Raw genomic sequence first — 17,129 nt, 5'->3', positions numbered from 1 at the left:
AGCTAAGTTGAGCGACGGCTAGTATCCTTCGCATCCTCACCAATATCTCTCGCCCGTCCGCTCCAACGTGTTGTTAGACTGGGCTTTCGTGATAAGTTCACAACTTCTCTTCCGCCTTCGGCTTGCTGCTTTTGCAAATCAGCAAAGATGGCTTTCAAATCATGATTGAAGGAGCGAGAATACTCTTCACGAATTCTGTGGATCTCTTCAACAATCTCATCCTGATACATGATTAACCTCCGAGCAGTTCATAGGGTGTACAAAGAATCGGCAACTCGTATCCAAAATCAAGACTGATTTCTGCCAATTTTCTTTGAATTTGGGCATTGGCTATGTGCTTACAGTTCCATGTAAAGGTAATCCATACTGTGAACTGTTGCGACTGCAATATGAACAGCATCAACATCAGCTTTTGCGGGAAGACTACTGCCTTCCAAAAATTGCTCTGCTAAATCAAGTACAGGTTGGTTCAGATCGAGTAACGCAAGATTGCGAATAATCTCTAGTCGTTGAGATGCAATTTTGGCATCTCCTTGGGAGGTTTCTTTTACAACTGCTTGAGATGAGTAAAGTTGGAAGTCACTGCGGCGCGTATCCCACCACTCCCAATACGGTTCGGTTAAGGCAAGAGACGCGATAAATCGCCGTCTCTACAAAGGACTGATTATTGTAAAGACGGCGATTTATCGCGTCTTTGGATCTAGGGCGTGTCATCAAAAAACCTTATCCGAACCGTATTGCCACCACTCCCTCGTTATCTCAATATTTCTACATAACAGGGTAGGCTTTCCCAGCTATACTCTAAATCTTTGGTCTCATGCACACCTTGCAGAACGAGGAAAACTTTTGACCCGATGAGATCTGGACGACTGTATCTTGATTGAAAACATGACCATAAAGGAAGATCGAAAGTCGAAGCAAAATGTCCCAACTTTTCGTCAAGGAAAAACTCTATTCGACCTTTACTAGTTTCAATAAACACGGAGGTTTCTAGGAAATTAACTTTAAGTCAAACTGTTTACCACCTAACTATTTATTATACGGGAAGTTTCCGTATTGTAAAATTTATAAAGATTAATATAGAGTTAAGTAGATCCGCCCAAGCTGGGGTATCTCGCGGCAAGAAAAATGAAGATTAAAAAAAAAGAAATATCCTGCGCCAATCACTAACGGTTTTCCGCTACAGTGGACGGGCTGTAAGCCTAGTATGGACTACTAGCCGATCGCTTACTATTCTTCTGGCTAGTTTAACAATAGTTGCTGGTCTTTTACCGGGGGCGATATCTTACATCAGTAAGTTAATTGTGGATGCAGTGGTACTTGCCTCTCAAGTTAACTCACAGAGTAATGGTTTTGTCAATATTTATCCTTCTCTATCTTATGTAGGATTAGAAGCGATCGCTGTAATTTTACTAGCAGGCAGTCAACGGGGAATCACCATTTGTCAGTCGTTATTGCGGGCGCTAATGGGTCAGCGAGTGAATGTACTAATCTTAGAAAAGGCGCTGACACTTGATCTTAGGCAGTTTGAAGACTCAGAATTTTATGACAAATTGACCAATGCCCGCCGAGAAGCATCAGTTCGTCCCCTTTCTTTAGTAAACCGTACCTTTGGGTTAGTGCAAAATGCCCTTTCCCTATTCACCTACGGCATTTTGTTAGTAAATTTCTCAGGTTGGGCGGTGGTGGTGCTGATTTTGGCAGCTATGCCTGTATTTATTTCCGAAACAAAGTTTGCTGGAGAAGGCTTTCGCTTGTTTAGTTGGCGTGCACCAGAAACTCGTCAACAGAACTACTTAGAAAATCTGCTAGCAAGAGAAGATTTTGTCACAGAAGTCAAACTCTACCAACTGGGAGAGATGTTGCTAGGGCGTTACCGCAACCTGTTCGATCAACTCTATGGCGAAGACCGCGATTTGACTCTGCGGCGAGGATTATGGGGGTATCTGCTGGGTTTAGTTAGTACTGCTGCTTTTTACTTAGCTTATGCTTGGATTGTCCTGGAAACGGTGCTAGGTAAGATTTCCTTGGGAGATATGACAATGTATCTGACTGTGTTTCGCCAAGGACAGTCTACTTTCTCCAATGCCCTTACTTCTATTGGAGGGATGTATGAAGATAACCTATATCTCTCAAATCTCTACGATTTCCTGGAAGAAGAAGTACCAAAATCTTGGGGTAAGGCAACTATTGGTTTAAATCCTCAAGATGGCATCCGTTTTGAGAACGTCTCATTTACTTATCCAGGAAGTTCCAAACCAGCGTTGACAAATATTTCGCTGCATTTGAAACCTAGAGAGAAACTAGCAATTGTCGGTGAAAATGGTTCCGGTAAGACTACCTTAATCAAACTACTTACCCGACTCTACACCCCTGACTCTGGGCGAATTTTCTTAGATGGCTTGGATTTGCAAGAATGGGATGTGGATGTGCTGCGGCGTCGGATTGGTGTGATTTTTCAGAACTTTGTCCGTTACCAGTTCACTGTGGGGGAAAATATTGGCGTGGGCGATGTAGAACATCTCGAAAACAAAACACAGTGGAAAACTGCTGCTGAAAAAGGCATGGCCCAATCTTTTATTGACCAATTACCCCAAAGCTTCCAGACTCAACTTGGTCGTTGGTTTAAGGGAGGACAGGAACTTTCTGGGGGACAGTGGCAGAAAATTGCGCTGTCTCGTGCTTTTATGCGATCGCAAGCAGATATCTTGGTGTTAGATGAACCAACATCAGCAATAGATGCCCAAGCTGAGTTTGAAATTTTCAATCATTTTCGCGCTATTACTCAAAATCAGATGGTGCTTTTGATTTCTCATCGCTTCTCGACCGTAAGAATGGCTGACAAAATTCTAGTTATAGAAAACGGAGAAGTTATAGAACAAGGAACTCACAAAGAATTGTTACAGTTAGGAGGACGTTATGCCAAGTTGTTTCTGTTACAAGCAGCTGGTTATCAATAGGATGTGAGCTACTTTGTGAATTTAAATAGTAATAAGCTAATCGGCATTCAAGTTGCATAATCAGGGCGGGCAAGATGCCCACCCCACAAGATATTGAGAAAATTTTAATAACCCAAGTTGCTGGTTATCGACTGATATGCACTTGTTATCACTCAATTCATGCGATCGCGTACAACAAAGTTGGTGCCTAGCGCCAACGTGCCGATGCCATTGTTGCCAGCATTCAGCTACTTAAATGCCTATTAGTTGTATAAATTACTTATTCAATAAAAGCTTGTTGAAGAGTAAAAGAAAAAATGAATGCTTGTAGCTTAAGTAAAAACCCTTGATAAGTGACTGCATGTATTGATTTTGGAAAAACACAAGTGATACTACTAAACACAGTTTCGATATAATGCCGAGTATGTTGTTTAATATATTGATTCCAAGGCTGGTCTTGACGCTTGGAGTTCTTTTTCCTCATGACTTTTAAAGAAATGTGACTTGTTTGTTCCAAGTCATCCTCAATCGTGTAGTCGGTGTAAGCTGAATCACCATAAATTTCACTACCAGGTGGTAGATTCAAGGGTAAGGCATTTAAAGCACGTACATCGTTGGCACTACCAGGCATAAACACAAATTCGACAGGAATACCATTTTTGGTTGTTAATAACTGAACTCGAACCCCGTAAAAATATCGTTTTTTCGATGCGATGTAACCTCTATACTGCGCCGACTGTATTATTTTTACATTAAAGATACGGATGTTATCGCAGATGGGCACTGGGAACGAGTCTAAAAGATATTCAGTGGAATCACTAATTTCCTTCAGTGCCATTCCCACTTGATGAAACAAGTCGTTGATTAACATTGAGACACTGTGTAATCTCCGGTTAAATCGTGACTTTTCTAACATATTAGATATCAACTTATGTTCTTTCATATAGGTACAAGCCTTACTATGATTACCATTAAAGAACATCGCCGATGTTATTGCCGTTGTAATAATTTCTGCGTCATTCATCTCTCGACGACAATCTTCATTATGCCCAATCGCCTTTAACAGGTCGTCTATGATAGCATATATGGAAATTATTTCGTTTAGCATTTAGCCCTCCTAATTTTCTCTTCTTGGAGGGCATTTTATTGCTTTACTGTCCCAAAGCGATCGCCCATAAGAGTAACTAGCAACTTGGGTTAATATGCAAATTAGATGTGTTTTAGCTTACCTAGTTTGGGCTGCGCCTACGCTCACTTTGTACAAAGCACATAACATCTCTATCTAACCACGTTAAACTGTTCAGTAAACATGAGTCATTAGACGCTGCGTATCGTTAAACATTGCTACCTGATAAAATTATGCAAATAACAAAACAGCGATACTATACCCCAGAGGAATATTTAGAGCTAGAAGAAGCTGCTGACTACAAAAGTGAATACATTGATGGGGAAATAATTCCTATGGCGGGTGGAACAGTAAATCATAATCAAATAGCACTCAACTTAAGTACTGAGTTAAATTTCGCTTTTAAAAAGCAGAACTACCGGGTTTTTATGGGTGATGTTCGTCTATGGATACTCCAAAAGCGTACCTACACTTATCCAGATGTGATGATTCTGGCGGGTGAACCAGAGTTTTTTAACAACCGAAAGGATATAATTCTTAATCCACAGATTATTGTTGAGGTTTTATCAAAATCGACCAAAGGGTATGACCGCGAAGATAAATTTCAGGCTTACCGAACTATTTCAACTTTCCAAGAATACCTATTAATTGACCCAACTCGAATTCATGTAGATCAATTTTCTAAAACGGGGAAAAAGCAATGGACGCTTCGTGAATATGATGAAGAAGATGAAGCGATCGCACTTGTAACCGTACCTTTTGAGATTTCCTTACAGGATTTATATAACAAAGTGAAGTTTGAGCCTGTTGAATCGGAAGAGGAAAGTGCTGATATTGAAGGATTGGCATAAGGGTGCGTTAAAAACCTTGCTGTTGTCTAAGCTTTTTAGAAGCTATATTTAAGTCATACAGGTTCTGAAATGATACCTGTACTCAAAATATTTCAGAAGTATCAAAAGCAAAATAAGATGGTTTATAAGATTGCCTTATTCAATCACAAGGGTGGTGTCAGTAAGACCACAACGACTTTTAATTTAGGTTGGATGCTTGCTTCAAAGGGTAAAAGAGTTATCCTTGTAGATACAGATCCTCAATGTAATCTAACAGGAATAGCTTTAAAAGAAGAAACTGAAGATGACGAAACAAGGATAGAAAACATCTACAATACACATTCAAATATAAAAACTGGCTTGGCTGCTGCTTTTGAGTCACAGCCACGGGCTATTGAAGCTGTAGATTGTATTCCGATAGAAGGACAAGAAGGTTTATTTTTATTACCTGGTCATGTCGGCTTTGCTGAATACGAAGTAACGTTAGGTATCGCACAGGAACTCAGTGGATCAATTCAGACACTCAAAAACTTGCCAGGTGCTATTTCTGATCTCTTAGAAAAAACTGCTAATAAATTTAATGCTGACTATATTCTGATTGATATGAGTCCAAGTTTAGGAGCAATTAATCAGAACTTACTAATGACAAGTGACTTTTTCTTAGTGCCTACAACTGCTGATTTCTTTTCTGTGATGGCAATTGATTCTCTATCTAGGATTTTACCAAAGTGGTGTAATTGGGCAAGGATGGCAAGCGGAAACCCTATATTAAAGGAAGCTACTTATCCATTTCCAGAATTTACCTTGAAATTTTTAGGAACGATAGTTCAAAACTATAGAATTATTAGGGGTAAAGAAACAGCAGCATTTCAAACATGGATAGAGAAAATTGAGCGAAGAGTTGTTTCTCAACTAGTTCCAATTTTACGTGATAATAATCTGCTATTGCCTAATAATGTCTATTCTAATCAGGATATTAATAGGAATTTTACCCTGACAAAAATTTCTAACTTTAACAGCTTAATTGCTCTATCACAGCAACACAGGACACCTGTTTATGCGCTAACACCTGATCAGTTAAATCAAAAAGGCAAGGTGTTAGATAATAATCAGGCAAAGCAAGAGGAGTTTAAAAAAACTTTTTCTGACTTAGCAGATAAAATTATTGCACTATCATCCAGTTATGCAGTCAGCGCTTGACCAATTTCGCATTAGTATCCAGCGTGTTCGGGATCTGATTGCTCTTCATACTTCCGTCAAGACTCAAGCTACTGCTGCTTTGGATCTTTCAGACATTTTACGAGCTGCTCTAGTTCTAACTGTTAGTGCCTTGGATTATTATATTCATGAGGTTGTCACATTGGGTATGCTGGAAATTCATCGAGGACAACGTGCTGAACCAACATCTTCAGCTAATACCGCTCAATCGGCCTTTTCCCGTTTTCAAGTTTCCTTGGGAAGCGCCCGTGAGGATAGAAGAATAGCCATAGATATTGCCTCTTGGATAGAGAGTGATATACAGCAGGTTTATGGAGCTAACTTTTTACAGCAGTCTCATACTATTTCTGGTTTAATTCCAGCTATATCAAATAGTATTTTGAACAGATTAAATAATACTTCATGGTTAGAAGACGAGATTCGAGAACGTTTAAGTTATCAAAGCTTTCAGCAACCTGACAAAATAGCTGATGCAATCAGACAAATTTCGGATAAAAAATTGTGGGATGAAGTTGCTACTAAAATGAGTCAGCCTTCTAAAAATATTAAGCAACAACTTGCTTTAATTGTGGATCGCAGAAATAAAATTGCTCATGAAGCAGATATAGATCCTACCCTCAACATAGGTAATCGCTGGTATATCGACGAATCAATGGTTGGTGATACAGTAGATTTTATTGAGCAGGTTGTAGAGAGTATTCATCAAATTTTGTAACTTTGGGTGGATCAAGGGTAGATATTGTTGACTAATTGAGCAACATAGGCAAGCAATCGTTGTAGATAAATGAGGGCTAATATCGCCCTATTAGTGCAGAGTATCTTAAAAATATTTAAGCTACTTTTAACGGTTTTTGAGGAAAAGTAATTGGTTCTGGCAAAGGCTTTCCTTGCTCTTCATACCATTCAATCAGAGACTCAATCACCTCTTGCCCATGTTTAGCGGCTTCTTCATAACTCTTACCATGAGTGTGGAATTGCTGCCAAGGAAATTCTGGTAAGTGTACCAAGTAGCAATTATCCTCATCTGACCATTGAATTACCATACTGTAGCGATCGCTCATTATTCCTCCTCTATTTCTTCTAATTGTTTCAAAACACGATTGACTTGCTTTTCCAAGTATCGGGGTGCATCGTCTCCATCTTTTCCCGCAATCGTAACTGGTTCATCAGGTATCAATGGGTGAGTCCAGAAGGTATGACTACCTTTTGCAGGACGATAGACAAACCCAGCCTTCAACAAAATAGCTTTTAACTCTCTAATTTTCTTGGGCATCTACCCTAAATTTAAATCCTTTAATATTCGCCTAATTAAGTTAACCGAACTCTCTAAGTATGGTTGCTATCGGCAGAAATAGTGATAGTTCATTGTCTTGAAAAGGAATAAACTCATACTTGAGATAAAATTCCTTTGCTTGTAAATCGATAGCATCAACTCTCACGGCGTACATACCAATTTCTTGAGAAGCACGAACAGCACGATAGAAAGCATCAGCTAATAATTCACCTCCCAAACCTTGTCCTTTAATCAAGTTATCTACAGCTAATCTCCCAATCAGCATTGCTGGAATCGGATAGGCAGGCATTCCACGATTATAAGATTCCGGTAATGATTCATACTTAATAATGCTGGCACTGACAGTATAATAGCCATCAATCTTCAAGCTTCCTGATGCCGGAATTGCTACAAATGTTTTAGCAATTCCTTTATTATTATTTTGGCGTGCATATTTCTTAAGATAATCATTCAAAATTGTATAACCGCAATCAAAAGAATCTTTTTGATGCGTTTTATCAATTGGTACAAAATTCCATCTTGCCTCGCTATCACTTGTCATACTTCTGTCTATATTTGTGAATAGCAGATTTGAGTTTTCCCTTCAGTTCTGGCGGATTTTCCATTACTGACATAAACAAATCTCTATCACGATTTGACAGCACAAGCCTTTCATTTGCATCTATATCTTGCTTGGCAACTGACAAAACATGAAAAAGTGTATAAGCACTCAAAGAAATTCCTTTAAGACTCGCAGCAAGTTCTAATAGTTCTTTTTGCTCTTGCGTAACTCGTAAATCGATACGACAATCTTTTGCAGATGATATTTCTGACATGACTAATTCTCACCTTTAGCTGAGTCTCTATCTACAGCATAACTGATGTTAGTGGACAATGTACACACAATATTTGAACCCAGGATCATTTTTTCATCACCTCCAGGTGAACTAAAACATTAGCGTGGCGATAGCGATGCCTGCGGCAAAACGCACCATCCCCTAATAACTTCGATAAAATCACTATGGTGCTAGTTAACCCTCCCTAAATCTGATGAAAAGCGATCGCCCTTTCTCCCAAACCTCCCTTCAACGTCCCGAACTACTCGCGCCAGCAGGTAACTGGGACTGTGCTAAAGCTGCTGTGGAAAATGGGGCAGATGCGATTTACTTCGGTTTGGATCGCTTCAACGCCAGAATGCGGGCACAAAATTTTACTGAGGCGGACTTACCCCAATTGATGACATTTCTGCACCGTCGCGGCGTAAAGGGTTATGTCACTGTCAACACACTAATATTTCCCAAAGAACTAGCAGAAGCGCAGCAATATCTCCGCACAATTATTGCCGCAGGTGTGGATGCGGTGATTGTTCAAGATATTGGTGTATGCCGTCTCATCCGTCACCTGTCGCCCGATTTTCCCATCCATGCTTCCACCCAAATGACGATCACTAGTGCAGCTGGAGTGGAATTTGCCAAGTCCCTCGGCTGTCAATTGGTGGTGCTGGCGCGTGAATGTTCTCTTCAGGAAATCAATAAAATTCAGCAGCAGATTGCCCAACAGGAAACTTCGTTGCCCTTGGAAGTCTTTGTTCACGGTGCTTTGTGTGTGGCGTATTCTGGTCAGTGTTTGACTAGCGAGGCTTTAGGCGGACGTTCTGCTAACCGAGGTGAATGTGCCCAAGCTTGCCGGATGCCCTACGATTTAATCGCTAATGGCGAAGTTGTGAATTTAGGCGATCGCAAATATTTACTTAGTCCTCAAGACCTAGCAGGGTTAGATGTTTTGCCAGATTTGGTCAAATCAGGAGTAACTTGTCTCAAGATTGAAGGTCGTTTGAAAGCCCCAGAGTATGTTGCTAATGTCACCCGTGTTTATCGGCAAGCTTTGGATGGAGTAATGGCGGAATTAGAAAGACCTAACCCTCTAACCCCCGTTATGGAGAGGGGCTGGGGGAGAGGTCAATCAGATCAAGAACACTACAACTTAGAAATGGCATTTTCTCGCGGACTCTACACGGGTTGGTTTGGCGGGATTAATAATCAGGAACTAGTTCATGCCCGCTTTGGTAAAAAACGTGGGGTTTATTTGGGTGAAGTCAGCCGCATTCACAACGAACAGGTAACAGTAAAACTGGAAGCGCCTGTAAAACCGGGAGATGGAATTGTATTTGACTGCGGTCATCCAGAAGCGAAGGAAGAAGGCGGCCGGGTTTATGCTGTGGTGTCCAAAGGTAAAGAAACCATGCTGACATTTGGGCGAAATGACTTGAACTTGCGCCGAGTGCATATAGGCGATCGCATTTGGAAAACCAGCGATCCAGAACTCGATAAGCAACTGCGGCAGAGTTTTGCAGGCGAAAATCCCCAATTTCAACGTCCGATTGACTTGGAGGTTTATGGAGAAGTTGGTCAGGCCTTGATTGCGATCGCCCGCGATCGACTCGGTAATATTGTCCAAGTAGAGTCTGCAATTGTACTAGTGGAGGCACACACCAAACCCTTAGATGCAGACCGTTTACAAGAACAATTCGGTCGTCTCGGTAACACACCTTTCTGTTTAGGAACGCTAACTAACTACCTCAGTGGTACTTTTATGTTGCCCGTCAGTGAATTGAACCGGATGCGGCGGGAAATCGTAGCAAAGTTGGAAGAATTGCGAAGTCAACCCAAACGCTGGCAATTACGTTCTGACGTCTCTTTCCAAGACTTACTACCCTCCTCATCTCCCACCCTGCGGGAAGCAAAAGCTACATCTCCCTCACTCATCGTCTTAGTACGAAACCTCAAGCAACTCCAAGCTGCCCTGAAAGCTGGTATTGAAATCCTATACTGTGAATTTGAAGACCCCCGCGCCTACCGAGAAGCCGTTCAAATGGTGCGCCAACAACAGCAAAAAAACAAAGCAGACAATTCTTCACTCCTAACTCCTAACTCCTGTACAGACGCGATTAATCGCGTCTCCCCACTCCCCACAATATGGGTCGCACCTCCCCGAATTACCAAACCGGGGGAAAATTGGATTTTGCAGCAAGTACGTGCTTCAGAAGCAGATGGCTATCTAATACGCAACTATGACCAATTGCAATTCTTTGCTCAAGATCGTTGTATTGGAGATTTTTCGCTCAATGTTGCCAACCCCCTAACAGCAGACTACTTTCAGCAACACTTTGGTTTAGAAAGGCTGACGGCATCCTATGACCTGAATATTACCCAACTACAAGACCTGCTCACCAGTTGCCCACCCCAGTGGTTTGAGGTGACAATCCATCAACACATGCCGATGTTTCACATGGAACATTGTGTATTTTGTGCCTTTCTATCTACAGGTACAGACTACACTAACTGTGGACGACCTTGTGAAAAGCAGGAAGTGAAATTGCGCGATCGCATTGGTAGCGAACACGTCCTCAAAGCAGATGTAGGTTGTCGCAATACTGTATTTAACGGCACTGCTCAAACCGGAGCCGAGTACGTACAGCGTCTCATAGAACTAGGATTACGTCAGTTTCGCATTGAGTTTGTCAATGAAACACCAGAACAAGTGAATAAAACAATACATTGTTATACTCAACTACTGCAAGGTGAGATTACAGGTTCTCAACTCTGGCGCGAGTTGAAACTGCAAAATCAATTGGGTGTAACTCGTGGCCCTATGGGAGTGTCTGCATTGCGATAATAATTATTGCAAGCTGCCCTATTCACCACTGCTGGGCAGCTTGTTTAACTATTTCTACAAGCTTCAACACAGTTGGGGATGTCTCATTGTTTCGCCAAATCATTGCGATGGCTGCGCCAACGTCTGCAACGAACGCTACTTTTGGGATAGGTTCTTGTAAAGTTTTATAAACCACCCCAATCCGTTGCAAATTTTGCAAAGATGCTGGGACGATCGCCACACCCATCTCAGCTGCTACTAAGCTAACAATAGTTTGCATCTGGATAGCTTCTTGGGCAACCTTAGGACTAAAGCCTGCTTGCTGGCAAAGACTAATGATTAAGTCGTAAAGTCCTGGTGCTAATATCCTGGGAAATAAAATAAACGGTTCATTGGCAAGGGATGTCAAACATACATTAGATTGACTCGCTAGCAAATGTGCTTCAGGTAGTGCCACCATCAGCGACTCTTGAAAAATTGTTTCGCAGTTAAATCTATTTTCTTCAATAGGTGGACGCAATAATCCTACATCCATTCGACCCTCTCGTAACCACTCTAACTGTTGATCTGTAGTCAGTTCATGCAACTCGATGTTCACACCAGGAACGTAACTACGAAAAGTTCGCAAAATAATAGGCAAAATATTATACGCCGCAGAACTGACAAAGCCGACCACCAACTGTCCAATTTCGCCGCGACTGGTTTGCCGCCCGACTTGGATTGCCTGTTGTAATTGCCTGATAATTTGCTGCACTTCACTCAGAAACACTTGCCCCGCTTCTGTTAACTGTACTTTTCGTTTCGTGCGATGAAACAGTTCAAAACCCAATTCTCCCTCTAGCTGCCGAATTTGTTGACTTAGGGGAGGTTGGGCAATGTGTAATCGTTCCGCCGCCCGTCCAAAGTGCAATTCTTCGGCCAAGGTGACAAAGTAGCGCAAATGTCGTAGTTCCATCTGTTACCTAAACTCATATCTTTAAAATATTAGTTAAGGTGAAAATATATATTGGACATAGTTAAAAATATTTTCTACTGTGATAATTAGGCGGTGATGAATCGGCAAATCAACACACTGTAATTTCACTACTTATGAATAATCTTTCAATACCTAAAAATTCTTGGAATGCTGCTCTTTACCAAGATAAACACGGCTTTGTCTGGCAGTATGGTGAGGACTTACTAAAATTCCTCAACCCTCAGCCAGGAGAATCCATTTTGGATCTTGGCTGTGGTACGGGACAACTCACAGAAAAAATTGCCCAAGCTGGTGCTGAAGTCATGGGAGTTGATTTTGCACCCGCGATGATCGAAAAAGCCAGAGAAAACTATCCCCATATCCGCTTTAATGTTGCTGATGCTAGGAACTTTCAAGTAGATAAGCCATTGGATGCTGTGTTTTCCAACGCTGTACTACATTGGGTGAAAGAAGCAGATAGTGCGATCGCTTCCATCCATCAATCTTTAAAACCCGGAGGCCGTTTTGTGGCAGAATTTGGTGGTAAAGGAAATGTGCAAGCGATCGCCACAGCTTTAGAAAGCGCCTTAGAAGCAATTAATATCCCCACACAAGCCCTAAATCCTTGGTATTTTCCTAGTATTGGCGAGTACGCCACCCTACTAGAACAGCAAGGCTTCGATGTTATTCATGCCATGCTTTTTGCGCGTCCAACTCCTTTAGCAGAAGGAGAAGCAGGAATGGCCAACTGGATTGAGATGTTTGCTAGTCCTTTTTTAGCAGGACTGTCTAGTGAGCAACAAATACAAGTAATTCGCGTCGTGGAGGAATATCTCAAGCCAACGCTGTATCAAAAAGGAACTTGGACAGCAGACTATCGAAGAATTCGCATCGTTGCCATCAAAGTTTAAATTATGCGAATTTTTACTAATGCCTTAATTACAAATTAGTATCAGCTATGCATATACCTAAATTGTGCGATCGCCAGAGATTACTTTCATTATTACTAACCATTAGCCTCACCACTTTACTAGTCCCGCCCTCACTAGCACAAACCCCCTCAATACCGTCGCCTTCTAGTGCGCCTCTGGAACTAGACTTATTGACAAAGCCAAAAGACTATGTGATCACAGCCAACACCATAAACCCAAAAGGATTGACCGTCCCCAGTTTATGGTGGGCACAACAAAATTCTGAAAGAAAGCTATTGGATAATTGGATAGCATATCCAGGTTCTGAAAAAGAACCCGCACGAGTAGACTTAATCGTGAATCAGCAAATTTGGAGCTTACTAGACTATGTAGAGCGCTACGACTTCGTAAATCGCTTGGGTAGCAGTGCACGGAACTTTGGTTACAATGTCCGGGTATTTAATTATCAAAAAGAACCCCTAGCAACCTACACTTGCAACTTTAATACAAGTCCAGCTTTATGCAGTATCCAAACGACTGTTAAGAGCAAGATAGGGTTACAGCGTTTACTCTAAGTAGGTCGGTGTGAATATTTCTCATCAGGTTCAGGCAGGAGGCAGGAGCCAGTAGGGAAGAAGGTTTTAGTTTACTTTACCTTTGTTAACATAGTTTGGTTTTTCCAGATGTTCTACTTAGTCAAAAGTTAGGAATTAGAGGAGATGAGGGACATGGGAAAATTTCAATGCCCAATGCCCAATGCCCACTGCCCAATGCCCACTGCCCAATTCCCAATTAAACCTTAATTTTGGCAAATAAAGACTCGTATTGTTTTATTGCTGATGGGGGTAAGGGAAGCAAAAATTCGCTTTTATCAAAAACTTGACGATTGCTCTGTAAAATACTCCATAATGCTTCTTGGATATCGGAAGCGACCAGATTTGTAGAAATTGGCGAATTACTTTTGGTCAACACCGAAATTTGTTTAGCTGTGCTTGGTTGCCAACAAAAGTCAATCCATTGATCTGATAAAGTACTTTTAGTAGTAATACCTGCGGGACGTACCCACAAATCTGCCCAGATTGCTGTTCCTGACTGGGGGATAACTGCGCCAAGTTGCGGATAACGTCCCAGAACTGGCAATACATCGCTTGACCAACCAACCGCTAGCCAAGTGTCTCCCATAATTAGAGGTTCCAAATAATTATTGGAACTGTAGAACTTCACCTGTTGGTTTAATGTCTGTAATTCCTTTTCCAAGTCTGGTACTTGGTCAATATTCTCTATATTGTAAGATTTTCCTAACTTCTTTAAGGCAAGACCAATAACTTCTCGCGGTTGATTAAGTAGGGAAATACGCTGCTGCATTCCATCTCGCCACAAATCACGCCAATCTTTGGGCGTCCATCCCAATTTTTGCAATTTGTCACGGTTATAAACAATCACCGTGCTACCCCACCTGTAAGGCGCAGCCCAGACCTTTCCTTGAGTGTCCAAGTTACCTTGGTCGTTGCGCGTTACCAGTTTCTTCCACCTTTCATCTAAAGCAGACCACTGTTTTAATTGGTTTCCCTGTACCTCTTGGAGTGGTTGAATCAGTTTCTGCTCAATAGCTGCTTTTAGCCAGTAATCTCCCAATGTCACTAGGTCTGCATCAGCTGTTTTTTGACCTTGCATAAAGGGTATAAAGCGTCTCCATGTCTGCTCATCAGTGGCTTTTGGTTTCTGCTGCCAATTTTGTAATTGCTGAAATAAATCCTGTATCTGCTCAACTGGAGCAAACTTTAACTGCACCTGTTGCTGCAAACCTTTGTGGAATTGATTAACTACCTGACCAGGTATAGAACCTTTTAATAACTGTATTTTTAGTTGCGTCTGGTTGTTTCCACCACAGCCAAAAAGCAGTTGTGAGAGTGCCAATGTACTTGTACCTAGCAAAAAAGATCGTCGATCCATTGATTTTGGATTTGAGATTTTTAATTATACCTAATATTAAGCAGAGATTCACCAGAGGCTGACTAACTGAAAAAATCTAGTTAGAAAATTAAAGGTATTTTTTCTTGACAATACCGATAATTTTGACTATTTGAATCAAAATAGCGATTTTTTGAGCAAATAGCTACCTAAAAATTAAATTATCTCCATAATTTTCCTTATTAGTACTTATAGTTAAATTTTACTTATATTTATAAGTAATGATTGAAATGTTACATTTGCACCAAAAATTATCAATACTTAAATAATCCATAAGTATAGTTAAGGTCGAGAGTAAATTGAATAACATAAAGAAAATGTACGGATGAGGGTATTAAATGGAGCCATTACAGAAGCAAATCCTGACTTTAAGCGAAAAACTGGATGCGCTCTGCCAAGTGATTGAGAAGCTTGATGGTAAAGTCGCTCAAGCTTTCTCAGAGTGTTCTTTAGCGAATACACAAGCAAAGGATAATTATCAAGAAAATAGCGCGGCTGGAGGCTACCAGTTCAAAGGACGTAACAATTTAAATCCAGAAATGGAACACAAGGATGTCTTGACAGATGGTATTTATCTAGACATGCATCGTCAAGGTGGAGATAACATAACACCAGAAATTCAAATACAACGACTGACAGCGCAATTAACAGCAGCATACAATCGCATTGCTGCCTTGGAAGAACAATTACTTAGAGAGAGAATTCATTAAATTTAATCTCAGTTCTACTAATTAAAAAAATGGCTAGAGAGAAGGAAGTAAAGCTTTTAAGTTTAACTAATTTTGGGGTTTAAGTTGCATAGCAACTAACAAGCGGAAAGTTTTGTGGCTCTTTCTCTCTTAGCTCGACTTTATTCAAAATTAAGAACTCGGTTTTTTTATCCAGCAAAAACCCTGGTTTTTTTGGCATCTTGTTATCGAATTGGTTGATGACGAGTCAGACAGCTTTCGCTAAGATTGACCTTTTGCAACCTGCTCCTACTCAACCGCTAGGCTATTACGACTATTTCGGCAAACTACTTAGCCCTAAGAATTAATGAGATGCTGTACTTAGCCGTTCAAGTTGGGCTTCAATGGCTGCCAAAAGCTGGTGTTGCTGCCAATCTTGACTAAGATGGGCGGCTATGCAAGCGGCTCCAGCACCCATACCTTCTTTCACAAAGCCCTGCTCATAAGCTCTGAGTTGGGTATAACGAGAATCAGCAAAGCTTAGATGGGTTGCTAATAGGGGAGGTGTTCTTCCACTCTGAGTTAAGCTGGCTTTTTCTAAGCTGAGGGCTAAGTCAACTGTAGCGCCAGTAGGATCTTCTGCCACCCAGCGAGTTGTGCCTACAACTACTTCTTCTGGTTGCCATGATAAGGCGTAAGTTTGAGCAATCGCACTTATCAGCGCATAAACCGCCAGCATTTGCGTCCCACCAGCAAGCATTACACCACAACTTCGACTAGCAGCGATCGCCATCCCAGCTACCACCACTTGCATCGGATCACCCACAGCAGCGACGAGTTGCAAGGGGTTAACAGGGGAGGATGAAGGGGATGAGGACGACAAAATAAAATAATTTTCTCCCCCTGCTCCCCCTGCTCCCTGCTCCCTGCTCCCCCTCATCTTCTCCAGCCCAGCTTGCACTAGTGCCCACTTTTGCGCGTGGTTACAAATAGGGTGGCTACTGTTAACTTTTCCAGCAGCATCTATACCCAAACCAGTTAAGATTGCTTGGGCAGTTGTAGTGCCTCCAACGACGCACTCACCGAGAATCACATACTTATGTTGGTTATCGGCAGCAAGGCGTTCACCCCAAAGTAGCCCTTGTTTAAACAAGTGGTGTACAGTTGTAATTTCCATAGCAGCACCACTACTTAAACACCGAGCAGGCGTGCCGCCCAAATCAATTACTGGCACAGCCGGAGGCTGAGGTAAACCAGCATTAAACAAATGAACTGGTATCTTTAGTGACTCAAAGACAGCGCGAGAAATCAGCACAGGCGAAGCCCCAGCCGCTAATGGTGGTAAGGGATATTTGGCTTTATGTTCTGGGCCATAGTACAAAAACTCAGCATCGGCACAAGCAGTATATTTCCGATCCTCTGGAGTGCGACCGGCTGCTGAAATCCCTGGAATTAAACCAGTTTCAGTAAATCCTAAAACACAGGCAAATACGGGTAGACAGCCACGATACCGACGTAGCCATTCTTCACCCTGTTCTTTTTGCGTATAAATGCGAATTTGGGAATTGGGCATTGGGCATTGGG

18 protein-coding genes are annotated in these 17,129 nt (G+C 41.6%); 8 read left to right on the top strand and 10 right to left on the bottom strand.

Annotated elements, in window-relative coordinates:
* Positions 1-2 precede the first annotated feature (2 nt).
* Positions 3-230: a hypothetical protein gene (locus CDC33_RS30495; protein WP_109012107.1), complete on the bottom strand. Its 228-nt coding sequence runs from the start codon at positions 228-230 to the stop codon at positions 3-5.
* A gap of 349 nt (positions 231-579) precedes the next feature.
* A complete protein-coding gene (locus tag CDC33_RS41415) occupies positions 580-714 on the bottom strand; it encodes a hypothetical protein (protein WP_280524437.1) in 135 nt (44 codons plus the stop codon).
* A 437-nt stretch (positions 715-1,151) separates the two neighbouring features.
* On the opposite strand from CDC33_RS41415, the gene CDC33_RS30485 reads away from it, so the two are divergent.
* A complete protein-coding gene (locus CDC33_RS30485) occupies positions 1,152-2,960 on the top strand; it encodes an ABC transporter ATP-binding protein (RefSeq protein ID WP_109012106.1) in 1,809 nt (602 codons plus the stop codon).
* A gap of 259 nt (positions 2,961-3,219) precedes the next feature.
* On the opposite strand, the gene CDC33_RS30480 is transcribed toward CDC33_RS30485, so the two are convergent.
* Positions 3,220-4,047, bottom strand: a complete 828-nt coding sequence (locus CDC33_RS30480) for an IS982 family transposase (protein WP_109006873.1) — start codon at positions 4,045-4,047, stop codon at positions 3,220-3,222.
* 251 nt (positions 4,048-4,298) lie between these two features.
* On the opposite strand from CDC33_RS30480, the gene CDC33_RS30475 reads away from it, so the two are divergent.
* The 3 genes from CDC33_RS30475 to CDC33_RS30465 all read left to right on the top strand — a co-directional run bounded on the left by CDC33_RS30475 (position 4,299) and on the right by CDC33_RS30465 (position 6,828).
* Entirely contained in the window at positions 4,299-4,916 is a 618-nt protein-coding gene (locus CDC33_RS30475) for a Uma2 family endonuclease (RefSeq protein ID WP_109012105.1), read from the top strand.
* 117 nt (positions 4,917-5,033) lie between these two features.
* On the top strand, positions 5,034-6,095 hold the full coding sequence (locus tag CDC33_RS30470) for a ParA family protein (protein WP_109012104.1): 1,062 nt from the start codon (positions 5,034-5,036) through the stop codon (positions 6,093-6,095).
* Positions 6,079-6,828 (top strand): HEPN domain-containing protein, encoded by a 750-nt coding sequence (locus CDC33_RS30465; RefSeq protein WP_109012103.1) that lies wholly within the window; start codon positions 6,079-6,081, stop codon positions 6,826-6,828. The genes CDC33_RS30470 and CDC33_RS30465 overlap by 17 nt, the downstream gene beginning before the upstream one ends.
* 115 nt (positions 6,829-6,943) lie before the next feature.
* Here CDC33_RS30465 and CDC33_RS30460 read toward each other — a convergent pair whose 3' ends face one another.
* From CDC33_RS30460 to CDC33_RS30445, 4 genes are read right to left on the bottom strand one after another with little or no spacing between them, the layout of a single operon-like run.
* Entirely contained in the window at positions 6,944-7,174 is a 231-nt protein-coding gene (locus CDC33_RS30460) for a type II toxin-antitoxin system HicB family antitoxin (protein ID WP_109012102.1), read from the bottom strand.
* Positions 7,174-7,386: a type II toxin-antitoxin system HicA family toxin gene (locus CDC33_RS30455; RefSeq protein WP_109012101.1), complete on the bottom strand. Its 213-nt coding sequence runs from the start codon at positions 7,384-7,386 to the stop codon at positions 7,174-7,176. The genes CDC33_RS30460 and CDC33_RS30455 overlap by 1 nt, the downstream gene beginning before the upstream one ends.
* A gap of 40 nt (positions 7,387-7,426) precedes the next feature.
* Positions 7,427-7,948: a GNAT family protein gene (locus CDC33_RS30450; protein WP_109012100.1), complete on the bottom strand. Its 522-nt coding sequence runs from the start codon at positions 7,946-7,948 to the stop codon at positions 7,427-7,429.
* On the bottom strand, positions 7,938-8,222 hold the full coding sequence (locus tag CDC33_RS30445) for a type II toxin-antitoxin system TacA family antitoxin (protein WP_109012099.1): 285 nt from the start codon (positions 8,220-8,222) through the stop codon (positions 7,938-7,940). The genes CDC33_RS30450 and CDC33_RS30445 overlap by 11 nt, the downstream gene beginning before the upstream one ends.
* 214 nt (positions 8,223-8,436) lie before the next feature.
* On the opposite strand from CDC33_RS30445, the gene CDC33_RS30440 reads away from it, so the two are divergent.
* Complete coding sequence (locus CDC33_RS30440; protein ID WP_109012098.1) at positions 8,437-11,061, top strand: U32 family peptidase; 2,625 nt, start codon at positions 8,437-8,439, stop codon at positions 11,059-11,061.
* A gap of 22 nt (positions 11,062-11,083) precedes the next feature.
* Here the strand turns inward: CDC33_RS30440 and CDC33_RS30435 are convergent, their stop codons facing one another.
* Positions 11,084-11,995: a LysR family transcriptional regulator gene (locus CDC33_RS30435; RefSeq protein WP_109012097.1), complete on the bottom strand. Its 912-nt coding sequence runs from the start codon at positions 11,993-11,995 to the stop codon at positions 11,084-11,086.
* 134 nt (positions 11,996-12,129) lie between these two features.
* Here CDC33_RS30435 and CDC33_RS30430 point away from each other — a divergent pair, with 134 nt between their 5' ends.
* On the top strand, positions 12,130-12,906 hold the full coding sequence (locus CDC33_RS30430; protein ID WP_109012096.1) for a class I SAM-dependent methyltransferase: 777 nt from the start codon (positions 12,130-12,132) through the stop codon (positions 12,904-12,906).
* A gap of 47 nt (positions 12,907-12,953) precedes the next feature.
* Positions 12,954-13,481 (top strand): hypothetical protein, encoded by a 528-nt coding sequence (locus CDC33_RS30425; RefSeq protein WP_109012095.1) that lies wholly within the window; start codon positions 12,954-12,956, stop codon positions 13,479-13,481.
* A 217-nt stretch (positions 13,482-13,698) separates the two neighbouring features.
* On the opposite strand, the gene CDC33_RS30420 is transcribed toward CDC33_RS30425, so the two are convergent.
* Positions 13,699-14,859, bottom strand: coding sequence for an extracellular solute-binding protein (locus CDC33_RS30420; RefSeq protein ID WP_181374178.1), 1,161 nt, complete (start codon positions 14,857-14,859; stop codon positions 13,699-13,701).
* Positions 14,860-15,215: 356 nt separating this feature from the next.
* Between CDC33_RS30420 and CDC33_RS30415 the strand changes: the two genes are divergently transcribed.
* Entirely contained in the window at positions 15,216-15,587 is a 372-nt protein-coding gene (locus tag CDC33_RS30415) for a hypothetical protein (RefSeq protein WP_109012093.1), read from the top strand.
* Positions 15,588-15,909: 322 nt separating this feature from the next.
* On the opposite strand, the gene CDC33_RS30410 is transcribed toward CDC33_RS30415, so the two are convergent.
* Positions 15,910-17,118 carry a nicotinate-nucleotide--dimethylbenzimidazole phosphoribosyltransferase gene (locus CDC33_RS30410; RefSeq protein ID WP_109012092.1) on the bottom strand — a complete coding sequence of 403 codons (1,209 nt, stop codon included), beginning with the start codon at positions 17,116-17,118 and terminating at the stop codon, positions 15,910-15,912.
* Between the last annotated feature and the right edge of the window lie 11 nt (positions 17,119-17,129).

This window comes from Nostoc commune NIES-4072, assembly GCF_003113895.1.
GTDB lineage: Bacteria > Cyanobacteriota > Cyanobacteriia > Cyanobacteriales > Nostocaceae > Nostoc > Nostoc commune.
This window is presented reverse-complemented; position numbering and strand designations above follow the sequence as displayed.

Coding starts and splice junctions, on each gene's coding strand:
- CDC33_RS30495 (WP_109012107.1), bottom strand. CDS start 230: ATGTATCAGGATGAGATTGTTGAAGAGATCCACAGAATTCGTGAAGAG.
- CDC33_RS41415 (WP_280524437.1), bottom strand. CDS start 714: ATGACACGCCCTAGATCCAAAGACGCGATAAATCGCCGTCTTTACAAT.
- CDC33_RS30480 (WP_109006873.1), bottom strand. CDS start 4,047: ATGCTAAACGAAATAATTTCCATATATGCTATCATAGACGACCTGTTA.
- CDC33_RS30475 (WP_109012105.1), top strand. CDS start 4,299: ATGCAAATAACAAAACAGCGATACTATACCCCAGAGGAATATTTAGAG.
- CDC33_RS30470 (WP_109012104.1), top strand. CDS start 5,034: ATGGTTTATAAGATTGCCTTATTCAATCACAAGGGTGGTGTCAGTAAG.
- CDC33_RS30465 (WP_109012103.1), top strand. CDS start 6,079: ATGCAGTCAGCGCTTGACCAATTTCGCATTAGTATCCAGCGTGTTCGG.
- CDC33_RS30460 (WP_109012102.1), bottom strand. CDS start 7,174: ATGAGCGATCGCTACAGTATGGTAATTCAATGGTCAGATGAGGATAAT.
- CDC33_RS30455 (WP_109012101.1), bottom strand. CDS start 7,386: ATGCCCAAGAAAATTAGAGAGTTAAAAGCTATTTTGTTGAAGGCTGGG.
- CDC33_RS30450 (WP_109012100.1), bottom strand. CDS start 7,948: ATGACAAGTGATAGCGAGGCAAGATGGAATTTTGTACCAATTGATAAA.
- CDC33_RS30445 (WP_109012099.1), bottom strand. CDS start 8,222: ATGTCAGAAATATCATCTGCAAAAGATTGTCGTATCGATTTACGAGTT.
- CDC33_RS30440 (WP_109012098.1), top strand. CDS start 8,437: ATGAAAAGCGATCGCCCTTTCTCCCAAACCTCCCTTCAACGTCCCGAA.
- CDC33_RS30435 (WP_109012097.1), bottom strand. CDS start 11,995: ATGGAACTACGACATTTGCGCTACTTTGTCACCTTGGCCGAAGAATTG.
- CDC33_RS30430 (WP_109012096.1), top strand. CDS start 12,130: ATGAATAATCTTTCAATACCTAAAAATTCTTGGAATGCTGCTCTTTAC.
- CDC33_RS30425 (WP_109012095.1), top strand. CDS start 12,954: ATGCATATACCTAAATTGTGCGATCGCCAGAGATTACTTTCATTATTA.
- CDC33_RS30420 (WP_181374178.1), bottom strand. CDS start 14,859: ATGGATCGACGATCTTTTTTGCTAGGTACAAGTACATTGGCACTCTCA.
- CDC33_RS30415 (WP_109012093.1), top strand. CDS start 15,216: ATGGAGCCATTACAGAAGCAAATCCTGACTTTAAGCGAAAAACTGGAT.
- CDC33_RS30410 (WP_109012092.1), bottom strand. CDS start 17,118: ATGCCCAATTCCCAAATTCGCATTTATACGCAAAAAGAACAGGGTGAA.